Origin of the sequence: Comamonas thiooxydans, assembly GCF_000964545.1 — a bacterium.
In the GTDB taxonomy this organism is placed as follows: domain Bacteria; phylum Pseudomonadota; class Gammaproteobacteria; order Burkholderiales; family Burkholderiaceae_C; genus Comamonas; species Comamonas thiooxydans.
Genome location: NZ_BBVD01000007.1, coordinates 54,960 through 70,818, shown reverse-complemented (window position 1 = coordinate 70,818; position 15,859 = coordinate 54,960). Strand labels below are relative to the sequence as shown.

Annotated in this window: 13 protein-coding genes; 10 read left to right on the top strand and 3 right to left on the bottom strand. The window is 64.8% G+C overall.

Annotated elements, in window-relative coordinates:
• Window position 1: 1 nt before the first annotated feature.
• Window positions 2-1,540, top strand: a complete 1,539-nt coding sequence (scpC, locus tag Cth01_RS11070; RefSeq protein ID WP_045839232.1) for a succinyl-CoA:acetate CoA-transferase ScpC — start codon at window positions 2-4, stop codon at window positions 1,538-1,540.
• A 128-nt stretch (window positions 1,541-1,668) separates the two neighbouring features.
• On the opposite strand, the gene garD is transcribed toward scpC, so the two are convergent.
• The 3 genes from garD to Cth01_RS11055 form a co-directional block, all read right to left on the bottom strand.
• On the bottom strand, window positions 1,669-3,234 hold the full coding sequence (gene garD / locus Cth01_RS11065) for a galactarate dehydratase (RefSeq protein ID WP_045839231.1): 1,566 nt from the start codon (window positions 3,232-3,234) through the stop codon (window positions 1,669-1,671).
• A gap of 158 nt (window positions 3,235-3,392) precedes the next feature.
• Entirely contained in the window at window positions 3,393-4,394 is a 1,002-nt protein-coding gene (locus Cth01_RS11060; RefSeq protein WP_034406932.1) for a Bug family tripartite tricarboxylate transporter substrate binding protein, read from the bottom strand.
• 119 nt (window positions 4,395-4,513) lie between these two features.
• On the bottom strand, window positions 4,514-5,809 hold the full coding sequence (locus Cth01_RS11055) for a glucarate dehydratase family protein (RefSeq protein WP_045839230.1): 1,296 nt from the start codon (window positions 5,807-5,809) through the stop codon (window positions 4,514-4,516).
• A 143-nt stretch (window positions 5,810-5,952) separates the two neighbouring features.
• On the opposite strand from Cth01_RS11055, the gene Cth01_RS11050 reads away from it, so the two are divergent.
• From Cth01_RS11050 to Cth01_RS11010, 9 genes are all read left to right on the top strand, one after another.
• The gene (locus Cth01_RS11050) at window positions 5,953-6,708 is read left to right on the top strand and encodes a FadR/GntR family transcriptional regulator (protein ID WP_082085652.1); all 756 of its coding nucleotides are present in this window, start codon (window positions 5,953-5,955) and stop codon (window positions 6,706-6,708) included.
• 299 nt (window positions 6,709-7,007) lie between these two features.
• Window positions 7,008-7,985, top strand: coding sequence for a Bug family tripartite tricarboxylate transporter substrate binding protein (locus Cth01_RS11045; protein WP_034351486.1), 978 nt, complete (start codon window positions 7,008-7,010; stop codon window positions 7,983-7,985).
• 41 nt (window positions 7,986-8,026) lie between these two features.
• Window positions 8,027-8,938 carry a 5-dehydro-4-deoxyglucarate dehydratase gene (gene kdgD, locus Cth01_RS11040; protein ID WP_034351488.1) on the top strand — a complete coding sequence of 304 codons (912 nt, stop codon included), beginning with the start codon at window positions 8,027-8,029 and terminating at the stop codon, window positions 8,936-8,938.
• A gap of 56 nt (window positions 8,939-8,994) precedes the next feature.
• Window positions 8,995-9,954, top strand: coding sequence for a Bug family tripartite tricarboxylate transporter substrate binding protein (locus Cth01_RS11035; protein WP_045839228.1), 960 nt, complete (start codon window positions 8,995-8,997; stop codon window positions 9,952-9,954).
• 107 nt (window positions 9,955-10,061) lie between these two features.
• Window positions 10,062-11,027 carry a 2-hydroxyacid dehydrogenase gene (locus Cth01_RS11030; protein ID WP_045839227.1) on the top strand — a complete coding sequence of 322 codons (966 nt, stop codon included), beginning with the start codon at window positions 10,062-10,064 and terminating at the stop codon, window positions 11,025-11,027.
• Window positions 11,028-11,064: 37 nt separating this feature from the next.
• Complete coding sequence (locus Cth01_RS11025; protein WP_045839226.1) at window positions 11,065-12,402, top strand: enolase C-terminal domain-like protein; 1,338 nt, start codon at window positions 11,065-11,067, stop codon at window positions 12,400-12,402.
• Window positions 12,403-12,576: 174 nt separating this feature from the next.
• Window positions 12,577-14,025 carry an aldehyde dehydrogenase family protein gene (locus tag Cth01_RS11020; RefSeq protein ID WP_045839404.1) on the top strand — a complete coding sequence of 483 codons (1,449 nt, stop codon included), beginning with the start codon at window positions 12,577-12,579 and terminating at the stop codon, window positions 14,023-14,025.
• 134 nt (window positions 14,026-14,159) lie between these two features.
• The gene (locus Cth01_RS11015; protein WP_045839225.1) at window positions 14,160-15,041 is read left to right on the top strand and encodes a LysR family transcriptional regulator; all 882 of its coding nucleotides are present in this window, start codon (window positions 14,160-14,162) and stop codon (window positions 15,039-15,041) included.
• A 92-nt stretch (window positions 15,042-15,133) separates the two neighbouring features.
• Complete coding sequence (locus Cth01_RS11010) at window positions 15,134-15,844, top strand: DsbA family oxidoreductase (protein WP_034357833.1); 711 nt, start codon at window positions 15,134-15,136, stop codon at window positions 15,842-15,844.
• Window positions 15,845-15,859 lie beyond the last annotated feature (15 nt).

Genomic DNA, 15,859 nt, shown 5'->3' with positions numbered 1-15,859 from the left:
CATGCAGACTTCCTTTTCCACCGCTTCTCCTGCAGATCGCGTGCTTTGCCCTGTCTTGCGCGAGCGCATCATGACGGCGGACCAGGCCGCCGGCCTGATTCAATCCGGCATGACACTGGGCATGAGCGGTTTCACACCCGCAGGTGCACCCAAGGCTGTGCCCCAGGCACTGGCACGCCGCATTGAAGAGCGCAACGCCAACGGCGGAAACTTCCGCATCAGTCTGTGGACGGGAGCCTCGACCTCGCCCGAACTCGATGGCGCACTGGCCAAGGTGCATGGCATCGAACGCCGTCTGCCCTATCAGTCGGACCCAACAGTGCGCAAGGAGATCAACGAGGGCCGCATGCAGTATGTGGACATCCATCTGTCCCATGTGGCGCAGCATGTGTGGTTCGGCTTCCTCGGTCATCTTGACGTGGCGGTGATCGAAGTGGCGGGCATCCTGCCCGACGGTCGCCTGATTCCGTCGACCTCGGTGGGCAACAACAAGACCTGGCTGGAGCAGGCCGACAAGATCATTCTCGAGGTCAACAGCGCACAGCCCGCCGAGCTCGAGGGCATGCACGATATCTACTACGGCGCGGCCGTGCCGCCAAAGCGCAAGCCCATACCCATGGAGCATCCGTTCGACCGCATCGGCGAGCCCTATCTGCATTGCGATCCGAGCAAGGTGATTGCCGTGGTGCCCACTGCCCAGCGCGACAGGTTGGCGGCGTTCACGGCACCCGATGAAGGCTCCATGCGCATTGCCGAGAACATCATCGACTTTTTGCAGCACGAGGTGAAGGCGGGTCGCCTGCCGCCCGAGCTGCTGCCGCTGCAGTCGGGCGTTGGCAATATCGCCAACGCCGTGCTGGCGGGGCTGAACAAGGGCCCGTTCGACCACCTGAACGCCTATACCGAGGTTCTGCAGGACGGCATGCTGGACATGCTGGAGTCGGGCAAGCTAGATACCGCGTCGACCACCTCGCTGGCGCTGAGCCCGGCGGCCATGGAGCGCTTTCTGGCCAACATCGACTACTACCGTCAGCGCATCATGCTGCGCCCGCAGGAGATATCGAACCACCCGGAGCTGATCCGCCGCATGGGTTTGATTTCGATGAACGCGCTGATCGAGGCCGATATGTACGGCAACGTCAACAGCACGCATGTCATGGGCTCGTCCATCATGAACGGCATTGGCGGCAGCGGCGACTTTGCACGCAACGCTTATCTGTCCATCTTCATGACGCCATCCACGGCCAAGGACGGCAAGATCAGCTGTATCGTGCCCATGGTCTCCCATGTCGATCACACCGAGCACGACGTGCAGGTCATCGTGACCGAGCAGGGCCTGGCCGATCTGCGCGGCCTGGCTCCGGTGCAGCGCGCGCGTCTGGTCATCGAGAAATGCGTGCACCCCGATTACAAGGTGGCGATGAGCGAGTATCTGGAGCGCGCGCTGCGCGACGCACCGGGAAAGCACACGCCGCATTTGCTCGACCAGGCGTATGCCTGGCATCAGCGCTATCTGAAGACTGGCTCCATGCAGGCCTGAGGGCGCATGCGCAAACCGGAAACGCTGCCATGGCAGCGTTTCCGGCGATTCTGTCTGCAGCTCAGGTAGAAGCTTCGCAAAGCGCTCTGGATTTGCAAGCGTTTCAGAGGTGAGGGCGCCGTACGGCTTCAGGTCACCGGGGCCGGGTTGAACAGCACCAGCGCGTTATGCAACTGCCAATGTTCGGCCCAGGTCTTTTTGCGACCGCTGGCGACATCGAGCATCAGCCTGAACATTTCCCAGCCTATGTCTTCGATTGTGGCCTCGCCGTCGGCAATGCGTCCGGCGTTGATATCCATCAGATCGTGCCAGCGTCGCGCCAGGTCGCTGCGCGTGGCCACCTTGATCACCGGCACCTGTGCCAGACCGTAAGGCGTGCCGCGGCCCGTGGTGAAGACATGCAGGTTCATTCCCGCCGCCAGCTGCAGCGTGCCGCAGATGAAATCGCTGGCCGGCGTGGCCGCATAGACCAGGCCCTGGCTGATGTCGCGATCGGCCAGCCGCTGGCCCGGCGACAGCACGCCGGTGATGGGGGCCGTGCCGCTCTTGATGATGGAGCCCATGGCCTTCTCGACGATGTTCGACAATCCGCCTTTTTTATTGCCCGGCGTGGTGTTGGCGCTGCGGTCCACGCGGCCCTTGTCGAGATAGGCGTCGTACCAGGCCATTTCCTCGATCATGGCTTCGGCCACTTCGGGGCTTGCGGCGCGCGAGGTGAGCTGGTCGATGCCGTCGCGCACCTCGGTCACCTCGCTGAACATCACGGTGGCGCCCGCGCGCACCAGCAGGTCGGTACAGAAGCCCACGGCGGGGTTGGCGGTGACGCCGCTGAAGGCATCGCTGCCCCCGCATTGCACGCCTACCACCAGGGCGCTGGCGGGTACAGTTTCGCGGCGGCGGGCGTCGAGGCGGCGCAGGTGCTGCTCGGCCTGGCGCATGATGGAGTCGATCATGGACATAAAGCCCACATGGGCCTCGTCCTGCAGGCAGACCACATCGAGTGCTGGTTCGCGTTCGTCGACGATGGGAAAGCTGCCCGGCGGCAGCAGGCGCTCGGGCTGCAGCTTTTCGCAGCCCAGGCTGACCACCATGACCTCGCCGCCGAAGTTCGGGTTGCGGCTGATATTGCGCAGCGTGCGCTGCGGGATCTCGGCTCCCACGGCATCAATGGCCACGCCGCAGCCATAACTGTGCTCCAGGCCCACCACGTCGTCGACATGGGGGTATCGGGGCAGCAGCTCGGACTTGATGCGGCGCACGGCAAAGTCGAGCACCCCGGCCACGCATTGCACCGTGGTAGTGATGGCCAGGATGTTGCGCGTGCCCACCGTGCCGTCCGCATTGCGGTAGCCCTCGAAGGTATAGCCAGCCAGCGGCTCCAGCACGGGCGGCTGGACGGTGGCGATGGGCAGGCCCTCAAGCGAGTGTGCCTCGGGCATCTGCAGCAAGCGCTCGTGCACCCAGCTGCCGGCGGCAATGGGCTTGAGCGCATAGCCGATGATCACGTTGTAGCGGCGCACCTCGCCGCCCTCGGGAATGTCCACCAGCGCCACCTTGTGCGCTTGCGGCACCTTGTCGAGCAGCGTGAGGCCGGACGGCAGCACGGTGCCCGCAGGCAGGCCGCCGTCATTGGCCACGATGGCCACGTTGTCGGCTGCGTGCATGGTGATGGAAAGCGGTAGTGGGGTACTCATGGCAATGTCTCAATTTTCTAGAGGGCCAGCACGGCTACGGCGCAGCCCAAGGCGAGGGACACCGAGCAAGGGCCGCCCCGCAGCGATGGTGTCGTCCCCCTCCCTTGCGAAGCAAGTTAGAGAGGGGGAAGCCGCGAAGCGGCTCAGGGGGGCCTTACTTATTCAGCCTTTATTCCAGCAGACTTGATCACCTTGGCCCACTTGCTCACCTCGGCCTTCTGATAATCGGCCAGCTCGACGGTGCTCATGTTCGACGGCAGCATGCCGAAGTTCTTGAGGCGGGCCTGGACTTCGGGGGTGGCCACGATCTTCAGGATCTCGGTATGCAGGCGGTCCACGATGGGCTTGGGCGTTCCCGCAGGGGCGAAAACGGCCTGCCAGGAGCCCATGTCGAAACCCTTCTCGCCGGCCTCGGCGATCGTCGGTACATCGGGCAGCGATTCCAGGCGCTTGGAGCTGCTCACGGCGATGGGGCGCAGCTTGCCGGACTGGATGTGCGGGCCGACGACCAGGGCAGTGTCGAACATCATGTCCACCTGTCCGCCCATGACATCCTGCACGGCGGGGCCGCTGCCCTTGTAGGGCACATGGGTGAACTTCACGCCGGTCTGGTAGGCCAGCAGTTCCAGCGCCATGTGGTTGGAGGTGCCGTTGCCCGGAGAGGCCGAGGTCAGGCCGCCCGATGAGGCCTTGGCCTTGCTGCCGGCCAGCACGTCGGCCAGAGTCTTGTAGGGGCTGGAGGCAGGCACCACCAGAACCAGAGGGCCGGAGCCGAGCATGGCGACGGGCGTGAAGGACTTGACGGGGTCATAGTCCAGCTTGGAGTACAGGCTGACATTGATGGCGTGCGAGCTGATGGTGCCGCCCAGAATGGTGTAGCCGTCGGCCGGGGCGCGTGCCGCCAGGGCCGAACCCACGCTGCCGCCGGCGCCGCCCTTGTTCTCGATGACCACGGGCGTGCCCAGGGCCTTGCTCAGCGGCTGCGCAATCACGCGCGCCAGGGTGTCGGTATTGCCGCCGGGGGGGAACGGCACCAGATAGGTGATGGGCTTGCCCGTGGGCCAGTTGCCCTGTGCCAGGGCCGGTGCGGCGACAAGGGATGTGCCCAGCAGCAGGGCGCTGGCGGCGAGGGTGGATTGAAGCAGGGTGCGGCGTTGCATGATGGTTGTCTCCGGTTGAAAAGCGTCTTTTCGCGCTGTGGAAAGGGGGGGCGATCGAACCAGCTCGGCTTGGGCTGGATACTTGCTTTGTGCGGTCTGTTTTGTGCAGGAGTCGGAATTCAGAAGCGCGGTTGCTTGCCGGTGAATTCCGGGTCGTATTTGCGCATCTGGCCCAGGTCGTCGCGGTTGCGGATGCCGCAGTGCAGATAGTTGTCGTGCAGGCGGGCCAGGGCTTCGCGATCCAGGGTCACGCCCAGGCCGGGCGTGGTGGGCACGCGCAGGCTGCCCTGCTCGAACTGCAGGCGACCGCCTTCGACGACTTCCTCGTCCTGCCATGGATAGTGGGTGTCGCAGGCATAGGTCAGCAGGGGCACGCTGGCGCACAGATGAGTCATGGCCACCAGGCTCACGCCCAGGTGGGAGTTGCTGTGCATGGACAGGCCCAGATCGAAGGTGCGGCACAGCGTGGACAGGCGCTGTGTGGCGCGCAGGCCGCCCCAGTAATGGTGGTCGCTGAGTACGATCTTCACGGGGCAGCCCATGTCGGCGTTGCGGCGGAACTCGGCAAAGTCCGTCACCACCATATTCGTGGCCAGTGGCACATCGCACTCGCGTGCCACGGCGGCCATGCCGTCCAGGCCCGGGGCCGGGTCCTCGTAGTACTCAAGCACGCCGCGCAACTGCTGCACGATCTTCAGGCTGGTTTCCACGGTCCAGTTGCCGTTGGGGTCGATGCGCAGCGGTGTGCCGGGGAACGCCTCGGCCAGCGCCAGTATGCCGGCGGCCTCCTGCTCGGGCGCCAGCGTGCCGGCCTTGAGCTTGATGCTCTGGAAGCCGTACTGATCGATCATGCGCCGGGCCTGGGCCACTAACTGGGCCGGCGCCAGGGCCTCGCCCCAGGCGTCGGGTGCATAGGGCTGGCCCACATGCTCGGCGTATTTGTAAAACAGATAGGCCGAGTAGGGCACGCGGTCGCGTGCGGGTCCGCCCAGCAGGTCGACGATAGGGGCCTGGGCCATCTGGCCCTGCAGGTCCAGCATGGCGACCTCGAAGGCGCTGACCACCTTGGCCACGGTCTTGGAGACATGGGTGCCAGGGGCCAGCGAGACCTGCTGACCTAGAAATTCCGAGGCCGTGAGCTTGGGCGGAGTGACCAGGGCGGCGACACGGGCCTCCATTTCATTGAGGGCCCAGGGCGAGAGCCCGACCAGGGCCGGTGCGGCCTTGGCCAAAGCATCCAGCATGGGCTGGTCGCCATAGCTCTCGTTGATGCCGACCAGACCGGAAGCAGTTTCGATCTCGATGATGGAGCGCAGTGCCCAGGGCTCGTGAATGCCGGCGGCGTTGAGCAGCGGCGGATCACGGAAGGCAATCGGCGTGATGCGGATGTGGCGGATCTGGTGAGAAGTGCTCATCTTGAGATGACTGATGCGGCGCAGGAGCTGCGGACCGAAGTTGAAATAGGGAGGCTTTGTGGTATGTTGTCGTACAACTGAAAGCCATTATCATCAGGCTCATGAGTACTCAGACATCGGAATTACCCCAATCAACCCCGTCTTTGCCGCTGAAGGAGGGGTACGCGCTGCGCAGCAAAACCAGCAAGGGCAGCCGCAGTCTGGCGAATCTGTTGTCCGAGGAGTTCGAGCACAAGATCCGCCAGGGCCTGCTGCATGAGGGGGACAAGCTGCCCACCGAGTCCGAACTCGTGCGCAGCTATGACGTCAGCCGCACCGTGGTGCGTGAGGCGCTGTCCAAATTGCAGGCTGCAGGGCTGGTCGAGACCCGCCATGGCATAGGCACGTTTGTGCTGCCCGCGCGCCAGAGCGCAAGCCCCATGCTCAGCGCGCGCGAGCTCAGCGAGTCCGTCGATGTGCTGGCTGTGCTGGAGCTGCGCATCAGTCTGGAGACCGAGGCTGCCGGTCTGGCAGCCCAGCGCCGCAGCGAAGCCCATCTGCAGGTCATGAGCGAGGCTTTACAGGCGTTCGAGCATCACTTCGCCCTGGGGCACGACACCGTCGAGCATGATCTGGCCTTTCATCTGAGCATCGCGCAGGCCACAGGCAACCGGTATTTTCAGGACATCCTGCAGCACTTCGGAACGCTGCTGATTCCGCGCAATCGCATTGCCTCCATGCATACGCCGGCACGCGATCCCGACTATCTGCGCCGGGTGAACCGCGAGCACGAGGAGATCTATGCCGCCATCGTGCGCCAGGACGCCGATTCGGCCCGTGCCGCCATGCGCATCCATCTGACCAACTCACGGGAGCGTTTGCGTCTGGCCCAGCGTCTGAGTCTGAGCGCAGAGTCCTGAGCCCACTGCGCCCAGGCGCTTGGGTGGGAAAGCGCCTGACCGCAGCAACGGGCTGCCAGCGCCAGCGGCATGCTGCGGCCTCTGTGTCCCCGCTGCGCGGAGCCCTTTACGATGATTCAAAAAATAATAGCTGCAAGCGCTCTATGGCATTCAGCTTGAAGCGTATTTAATGGGTGAGAGTGGCGCCAGTTGAAGCCTGGTAAACGGCGGTGACCCGTGCTTACCCTTAGAAAAAATGTCTTGGTGTTCAAAAAAACCTAGTTGTATGATAACTGACCACAACAAGGAGACATTTCACCATGGTCCGACGCTCGCACTTTCTGCGCTCTCTGCTGGCCCTGGCGGCCGGCGGTTTGCTGTCGTCCACATTGCTGGCTGCTGATGCCTGGCCCAGCAAGCCCATCCGTCTGGTCGTTCCCTATCCGCCCGGCGGCAGCTCCGACATCATTGCGCGCTCCATCGGGCAGCTGATTTCCCAGGAGCTCAAGCAGACCGTGGTGATCGACAACAAGCCCGGCGCCAATGGCAATCTGGGGGCTGAATTCGTCGCCCGCGCACCCGCCGACGGCTATACCTGGCTGCTCTGCGATCTCGGTGCACTGGCCATCTCTCCCTCCATCTATACCAAGCTCAGCTTCGACCCTTCCAAGGCGCTGCGCGGTGCGGCCATGCTGGCCTATTCGCCCCATATGCTGGTGGTGCATCCCTCCGTTCAGGCCGGCAATCTCAAGGAACTGGTGGAGCTGTCCAAAAAGCAGGACCTGAACTTTGCCGTCACCGCATCGGGCAGTGCCCCCCATCTGGCTGGCGTGGAGCTGGCCCGCATCACCGGCGCCAAATGGGTGTATGTGCCCTACAAGGGCGGCGTGCAGTCGGTGCAGGACACGGTAGCCGGCCAGACCCAGGTGCTGATGAACGGCATGCTGGCTACCTATCCGCATGTGCAAAGCGGCAAGCTCAAGCTGCTGGGCATTTCCAAGAACACCCGCATGCCGCTGATCGCCGATGTGCCGACGCTGGCGGAGCAGGGCGCACAGGGTTTTGCCTCGGGCACCTGGCAGGGCGTGGTGCTGCCCGCCAAGACGCCTGAAGCCGTGGTGCAGCGTGTGAACCAGGTGTTGCTCGCTGCCATCCGCTCCACCGAGGTCCGCTCCCGACTGACCGGCCAGGGTGCCGAGGTCGTCACGATGACGCCCGCCGAAACCGACAAATTCTTCAACGCCGAGCGCGCGCGCTGGCGCGCCGTGGTGCAAGCCGCCCAACTGCAGCTGGATTGAGCTGCCAGATCTTTTTTGCTCTCTTCTTTTCAAGGATTACCATGACACCCCAAGACCTCAAAGACGTGATGAGTTCCGGCCTGCTGTCCTTCCCCGTGACGGACTTCGATGCCCAGGGCAACTTCAATGCCAAGGGTTATGCCGCACGCCTTGAATGGCTGGCTCCCTATGGCGCCAGTGCCCTGTTCGCCGCTGGTGGCACGGGCGAATACTTCTCGCTGTATGGCGAGGAATACGGCCAGATCATCAAGACCGCCGTGGATACCTGCCGTGGCAAGGTGCCCATCATCGCCGGCGCCGGCGGCCCCACCCGCAATGCCATCGCCCATGCCCAGGAGGCTGAACGACTGGGTGCCCACGGCATTCTGCTGATGCCTCATTACCTGACCGAAGCCGGCCAGGAAGGCCTGATCGCCCATGTGGAGCAGGTCTGCAAGAGCGTGAAGTTCGGCGTCATCGTCTACAACCGCGACCGCTCTCGCTTCACGCCTGAATCCCTGGCCATCCTGGCCGAGCGCTGCCCCAACCTGGTGGGCTTCAAGGACGGTCTGGGCAATATCGAGACCATGTCCTCCATCTTCATGAAGATGGGTGATCGCTTCGCCTATCTGGGTGGACTGCCTACGGCCGAGGTCTACGCGGCCGCCTACAAGGCTCTGGGTACCCCCGTCTACTCCTCTGCCGTCTTCAACTTCATCCCCAGGACGGCGATGGCGTTCTACGAAGCCGTGCGCACCGATGACCAGGCCACGCAGCACAAGCTGCTCAAGGAATTCTTCATGCCCTACCTGAAGATCCGCAACCGTGTCGAAGGCTACGGCGTGAGCATCATCAAGGCCGGCGCCAAGCTGGTCGGCCACGATGCCGGTCCCGTTCGCGCTCCCCTGACCGACCTCAAGCCTGCCGAGATGGAAGAACTCAAGGTCCTGATCGACAAGCTCGGCCCCCAGTAAGACCCGATGCAGGGGTCAGGCCAAGAACCGGGCCCCGCGTCTTCAGGAGACAAAGTATGAAAAGGATACTGATCACGCTGGGTGCCACCCTGGCCCTGGCCGCCCAGGCGGCTGGCAACTTTCCCGACCGGCCCGTGAACATCATCGTGCCGTTCCCGGCTGGCGGCTCCACCGACACCGTGGCGCGTGCGGTGGCCCTGAGCATGGCCGAGCAACTGGGCAAGCCCTTTGTCGTGGAAAACCGTCCTGGAGCCACGGGCACCATCGGTGCAGGAGCCGTCAAGCGCGCTGCGGCCGATGGCTACACCTTGCTGGTGGCATCGCTGGGCCCCTTTGTGGTGACCCCGCATATGGTGAAGAACGTGCCCTATGACGCCAGCAAGGATTTCGACTACATCACCATCCCCGTGCAGGCGCCCAATGTGCTCGTTGCCAGCACGACGCAAAAGGCCCGCAGCGTGAGCGAGGTGATTGCCGCGCTCAAGGCCAATCCCGGCAAGATCAGTTTTGCAAGCTCCGGCAATGGCTCTTCGGATCATTTGTCGGCCGAGCTGTTCTGGCAGCAAACGGGCACCGAAGCCGTGCATGTACCCTACAAGGGCGGAGCACCGGCCATCACCGATCTGCTGGGTGGACAGGTGGATTTTTCCTTCCAGAACGTCAACGCCGTGCTGCCCCATCTGCGTAGCGGCAAGCTGCGCGCCATTGCCGTGACCGGTAGCCAGCGTTCGCCTGTGCTGCCCGACGTTCCCACACTGGCCGAGTCCGGCGTCAAGGGAGCAGAGGTCTATTCGTGGCAAGGCATGGCCGCTCCCAGGGGCTTGCCGGCGGATGTCAAGTCCAGACTGGCCAAGGCCGCCATTGTCGCCGTGCAGCAACCCGATATCCGCAAGCGCTTTGTGGAGCAGGGGCTGGAAATCGTGGGCAACACGCCCGAAGAATTCACACGCTTTCAGGCCCAGGAGAACGAGCGCTGGAAAACCCTGATCCAAACGCGAAAGATCACCGCAGATTGAGCTAGAAACAACGGGATGGCCCCCAGGCCGTTTCCCGCAGGCCTGTCACCACGCGGGCCCTTTTCACAGGGGCTTTCAGTCCCCGCAAGTTCCAAGGATTCCAAGGCATGGCGACCATCCGACCACGCGTTCTTCAATACGGCAAGATGCCGCTGACCCAGCTTGATGCCGAACTGGCTCAGGCCTACGAGGTGAGCATCCTCTCCGAGCAGCCCGATCCCGAGCGCTTTCTTGCCGAGCATGGCGGCCAGTTCGAATATGCGGTCACCTCGGCCGCCATGGGCCTGCCCGCCCGTGTGGTCGACGCCCTGCCCAAGCTCAAGTTCGTGAGCAGCTTCGGCGTGGGATTCGATGCCCTGGACAAGGACGCCCTGCTGCGCCGCGGCGCGCGTGTGGGCTATACGCCGGGCGTGCTCGACGACTGTGTGGCCGACCTGGCCTTTGCCCTGCTGCTGGACGCCACGCGCGGCCTCAGCGAGTCCGACCGGTTCGTGCGCCGCGGCGACTGGAGCAAGAGCCGCTTCGGCATCCGTACCCGCGCCAGCGGCAAGCGCCTGGGCATCTTCGGCATGGGCCGCATCGGCAGCACCGTGGCGCGCCGCGCCTCGGGCTTCGACATGGAAGTGGCCTACTACAACCGCCGCCCCGTAGAGGGATCGCCCCATCAGTACCTGCCCTCGCTGCTGGAGCTGGCGCGCTGGGCCGACATCCTGGTCATCACCGCTGCCGGCGGTGAAGGCACGCGCCACCTGGTGAACGCCGAAGTGCTGGCGGCCCTGGGCCCGCAGGGCTTCCTGGTCAATGTGGCCCGCGGCAGCGTGGTCGACGAGGCCGCCCTGGCCGATGCCCTGGAGAACAAGCGCATCGCCGGTGCGGGCCTCGACGTGTTCGAGGACGAGCCCCGCCCCCTGCCTGCCCTGCTGGCCCTGGACAACGTGGTGCTGGCCCCCCATATCGCCAGCGGCACCCATGAAACCCGCCGCGCCATGGCCGACCTGGTTCTGCTGAATCTGCAGCAGTTCATCGCCACGGGCCGCCCTGCGGCCGAGGTGCCCTGGTCCGCCGCGCAGTGATTTCCCTTTCCCTCCGAGTCTGTTGAAGAGTCTTCCCATGTCCACTACCCCGACCATCACCGCCATCGAAGTCATTCCCGTCGCCGGCCGCGACGGCATGCTCATGAACCTCAGCGGCGCGCATGCGCCCTACTTCACGCGCAACGTCGTGCTGGTGCACGACAGCGCGGGCCGTACGGGGGTGGGCGAGGTGCCGGGCGGCGAAGGCATTCGACAGGCTCTGGAGGACAGCAGGCAGGTGCTGATCGGCCGCTCTGTCGGCCAGCACCTGCAGCTGCTGCAAGAGCTGCAGAAATCCCTGGAAGGCCGCGACACCGGCGGCCGCGGCCTGCAGACCTTTGACCTGCGCATCGGCGTGCACGCGGTCACGGCCATCGAATCCGCCCTGCTGGACCTGCTGGGCCAGCACCTGGGCGTGCCCGTGGCTGCCCTGCTGGGCGAAGGCCAGCAGCGCGAGCGCGTGGAAATGCTGGGCTACCTGTTCTTTGTGGGTCCCAGCGACAAGACCGGCCTGGACTATGTCAAGCCCGGCGAAGACAAGCTGGGCACGGACGACTGGACCCAGGTGCGCCACATGACTGCCATGACGCCCGAGGCCATCGTGCGCCAGGCCGAAGCGGCCTACGCACGCTACGGCTTCAACGACTTCAAGCTCAAGGGCGGCGTGCTGGCTGGCGAGCAGGAAGTCGAAGCCGTGACGGCCCTGGCGAAACGTTTTCCCGACGCCCGCGTCACCCTGGACCCCAACGGCGGCTGGCTGCTCAAGGACGCCATCCGCCTGATGCGCGACATGCGCGGCGTGCTGGCCTATGCCGAAGACCCCTGCGGCGCCGAAGGCGGTTTCTCGGGCCGCGAGGTCATGGCTGAATTTCGCCGCGCCACCGGCCTGCCCACGGCCACGAATATGGTCGCCACCGACTGGCGCCAGATGGTGCACGCCCTGTCGCTGCAGTCCGTGGACATCCCGCTGGCCGACCCCCATTTCTGGACCATGGCCGGCTCGGTGCGCGTGGGCCAGACCTGCCGCGACTGGGGCCTGACCTGGGGTTCGCACTCCAACAACCACTTCGACATCTCGCTGGCCATGTTCACCCACGTGGCCGCCGCCGTGCCCGGCAAGGTCACGGCCATCGACACGCACTGGATCTGGCAGGACGGCCAGTACCTCACGCAACAACCCTTGCAGATCAAGGGCGGTTTTGTGGAAGTGCCCAAGACCCCCGGCCTGGGCGTGACCGTGGACCGCGAGGCCCTCAAGCGCGCCAACGCCCTGTACCAGGAGCACGGCCTGGGCGCGCGTGACGACGCCATTGCCATGCAGCACCTGATCCCTGGCTGGAAGTTCGACAACAAACTGCCTTGCATGGTGCGCTGAGCACCCCCTGAGCGGCTGGCGCCGCTTCCCCCTCTCTCGCTGCGCGGGAGGGGGACGACACCTTCGCTGCGGGACGGCCCTTGCTCGGTGTCCATCGCTTTGGGCCGCGCCTGCTTCAAATGCAGCGCCCAACTAGCTCACCTCTTTTATCGAATCTCTCTTTTGGAGCATTTCATGTCCCGCTACGACAACCTCATCAACGGCCAGTGGACGGCTGCTGACAGCTATTCCCCCAACACCAACCCCAGCGACCTGTCCGATGTGATCGGCGCGTACGCCCAGGGCGGCGCATCCGATGTGCAGGCCGCTGTGTCTGCCGCTGCTGCAGCCTTCCCGGCCTGGTCTACCTCGGGCATACAGGCGCGCTCCGACGCCCTGGACAAGATCGGCACGGAGATCCTGGCGCGCAAGGCGGAGCTGGGCGAGCTGCTGGCGCGCGAAGAAGGCAAGACCCTGCCCGAAGCCATTGGCGAAGTCGGCCGCGCCGGCCAGATCTTCAAGTTCTTTGCGGGTGAATGCCTGCGCCTGAGCGGCGAGACCGTGCCGTCGGTGCGTCCAGGCATTGGCGTGGAAATCACGCGCGAGCCGATCGGCGTGGTCGGCCTGATCACGCCCTGGAACTTCCCCATTGCCATCCCCGCCTGGAAGATCGCCCCGGCCCTGGCCAACGGCTGCTGCGTGGTCTTGAAGCCCGCCGACCTGGTGCCCGGCAGTGCCTGGGCCCTGGCCGACATCATCCACCGCTCGGGCATCCCCGCCGGTGTGTTCAACCTGGTCATGGGCCGAGGCCGCGTGATCGGCGAAGCCTTGGTGAACCATGCCGATGTGGCGGCCATCAGTTTCACGGGCTCGGTGGGCGTGGGCCGCGGCATTGCGGCGGCCTGCGTGGCTTCGGGCAAGAAGGTGCAGTTGGAGATGGGCGGCAAGAACCCCCAGATCGTGCTCGACGATGCTGATCTCGCCCAGGCCGTGGAGCTGTCGGCGCAAAGCGGCTTTTACTCCACGGGCCAGCGCTGCACGGCATCGAGCCGCCTCATCGTGACCGACAAGATCTACCCGGCCTTCATCGAAGCCCTGCAGGCGCGCATGGCGCGGATCTTGGTCGGTGACGCACGCGCCGCCGGCACCGATATGGGCCCCGTGGTCAGCCAGGCCCAGCTGGAGCAGGACCTGAGCTACGTTGAAATCGCCAAGGCCGAAGGCGCGCGCCTGGCGGCCGGTGGCGCCCGCGTCGCCTGCCACACGGGAAGCGGCAAGCAGGGCTACTACATGGCGCCCACGCTGTTCGTGGACACCGAGGCCGGCATGCGCATCAACCGCGAGGAAGTCTTCGGCCCCGTGGCCAGCGTGATCCGCGTCAAGGACTATGAAGAGGCCCTGGCCATGGCCAACGACACGCCGTTTGGCCTGTCGGCCGGCATTGCGACCACCAGCCTCAAGCACGCCACGCACTTCAAGCGCCACAGCCAGGCCGGCATGGTCATGGTCAACCTGCCCACGGCGGGCGTGGACTACCACGTGCCGTTTGGCGGTCGCAAGGGCTCAAGCTACGGCCCGCGCGAGCAGGGGCGCTATGCCCAGGAGTTCTACACCACGGTGAAGACGGCCTATACGCTGGCCTGATGCTTGGGACCGCTCGAGCCCGCGACAGGGCTTGAGCAGTCCGCGTTTCAGAAGAAGAGCGAGCCCGCCCCGGTCGCGTCGGCCCTGCTGCGAAAGCTGCTACGCTGCGGCCCAGGTTTTCGCTCTTCTCTTCCATGGATTCGCTCACCCCTTTGCGCGCCTTTCGGCGCATTGTTGAACTGGGCAGCATTGCCAGGGCAGCCGATGCACTCGATCTTTCCTCGGCGGCTCTCAGCAAGCAGTTGCGCGCGCTGGAAGCACAGCTGGGTGCGGTGCTGATCCAGCGCACCACGCGCCGCATGAGCCTGACCGATACCGGCCGGGCCTACTACGCCGAATGCTGCCGGCTGCTCGATGGCTTTGACATGCTGGAGCAATCGGTGCGGGCGCAGTCCGAGCTGGTGACGGGGCGGCTGCGCGTGAATGCGCCGCTGTCGTTTGCACTGAGCACGCTGGCGCCGCTGCTGGCGCGCTTTATGCAGCGCCATCCGCAATTGCAGATCGATCTATCCATGGAAGACCGGCTGGTGGACGCTGTTGGCCAGGGCTTTGATGTCTCCATACGCCTGAGCGCCGAACTGGCGGACTCATCGCTGATTGCGCGGCGCCTGGCCTCGCTGTCGCAAATGTTGTGCGCTTCGCCGGCCTATTTACAGCAACACGGCCGCCCGGCCAGCGTGGCCGCACTGCGTGGCCAGGCACTGCTGAACTACAGCCTGGCACAGGCTGACGACGGCCTGCAAGTTCCGAGCGAAGCACGAGCCAGCGTCAACAACAGCCTGATGTTGCGGGAGCTGCTGGTGGCCGGCCTCGGCATCGGTGCACTGCCGTCCTTTCTGGCCCGGCCCGCCATCGCTCAGGGCCAGCTGGAGGCATTGAGCCTGCAAGACTGGGCAGAGCCGCCACGCCATGTCTACGTGGTCTACCCCACGCAACGCCACTTGCTGCCCAAGGTGCGCGCCTTTGTGGACTTTCTGGCAGAAGAGCTGCCTGCGGCCATGGGCGGCGATTCTTGACGCCGGATTAAGAGTCTCTCAAGCGCAGGCCTCTTACTCCTGCGAGGCCTGCGCCCTACGCTTGCTGTCCATCAGCCATGAAGGACACAAGCATGACGCAATGCCATGATTTTTCCTGCGCTCTGCCCGCGCAGGTCGCAGCTCATCCAGCCCCTGACCCGGTACTGTCCGCGGCAGTTGAGGCTGCTCCCACCATCGATTTCTTCCACGACGTGGTTTGCGGCTGGTGTTATGTGATGTCACCACGCCTGCGCCAGGTGGCCGGCGAGCTGGGCCTGCGCGTACGTCAGCGCAGCTTTGTGCTGCAAGCTTCCCGCGCCGAGATGGTGGCAAGGTTTGGCTCCATGGTGCAGGCCAAGCAGATCATTCTTGGGCACTGGGAGGCCTGCGCACGGCATGACGATACACAGCGTATCGACATCGAAGGCATGCGCCGCGAAACCTTTGAGTACCCCAGCGGCCTGGCCGGCGCACTGGCCTGCCAGGCTGCCCAGATCCTGGAGGGCGACGAGGCCCACTGGAATCTGTTCGATGCCATACAGCACGCCCATATGAGTGCCCATCGCAACATAGGCGACGCCGAGGTGCTGCTGGACATCGCCACGCACACCGGCTTCGAGCGCAATGCGTTTGCGCGCTGCATGGAAAGCACCGAGGCCTTGAACATGGTTCACCAGGACATCGCACTGGCTCAGCACCTGGGCCTGCGCAGCATTCCCACCTTGATCGCCCAGGGCCTGCCACCGCTGCAGACCCAGCCCCTGAACATGCTGCGTGAACGGCTGCGCGCCCTGGTGGGCTAAGCCATTTCCTCTCAC

Bases quoted from the DNA above. Each gene is read 5' to 3' on its own strand.
- scpC (WP_045839232.1), top strand. From the start codon at position 2: ATGCAGACTTCCTTTTCCACCGCTTCTCCTGCAGATCGCGTGCTTTGC.
- garD (WP_045839231.1), bottom strand. From the start codon at position 3,234: ATGAGTACCCCACTACCGCTTTCCATCACCATGCACGCAGCCGACAAC.
- Cth01_RS11060 (WP_034406932.1), bottom strand. From the start codon at position 4,394: ATGCAACGCCGCACCCTGCTTCAATCCACCCTCGCCGCCAGCGCCCTG.
- Cth01_RS11055 (WP_045839230.1), bottom strand. From the start codon at position 5,809: ATGAGCACTTCTCACCAGATCCGCCACATCCGCATCACGCCGATTGCC.
- Cth01_RS11045 (WP_034351486.1), top strand. From the start codon at position 7,008: ATGGTCCGACGCTCGCACTTTCTGCGCTCTCTGCTGGCCCTGGCGGCC.
- kdgD (WP_034351488.1), top strand. From the start codon at position 8,027: ATGACACCCCAAGACCTCAAAGACGTGATGAGTTCCGGCCTGCTGTCC.
- Cth01_RS11035 (WP_045839228.1), top strand. From the start codon at position 8,995: ATGAAAAGGATACTGATCACGCTGGGTGCCACCCTGGCCCTGGCCGCC.
- Cth01_RS11030 (WP_045839227.1), top strand. From the start codon at position 10,062: ATGGCGACCATCCGACCACGCGTTCTTCAATACGGCAAGATGCCGCTG.
- Cth01_RS11025 (WP_045839226.1), top strand. From the start codon at position 11,065: ATGTCCACTACCCCGACCATCACCGCCATCGAAGTCATTCCCGTCGCC.
- Cth01_RS11020 (WP_045839404.1), top strand. From the start codon at position 12,577: ATGTCCCGCTACGACAACCTCATCAACGGCCAGTGGACGGCTGCTGAC.
- Cth01_RS11015 (WP_045839225.1), top strand. From the start codon at position 14,160: ATGGATTCGCTCACCCCTTTGCGCGCCTTTCGGCGCATTGTTGAACTG.
- Cth01_RS11010 (WP_034357833.1), top strand. From the start codon at position 15,134: ATGACGCAATGCCATGATTTTTCCTGCGCTCTGCCCGCGCAGGTCGCA.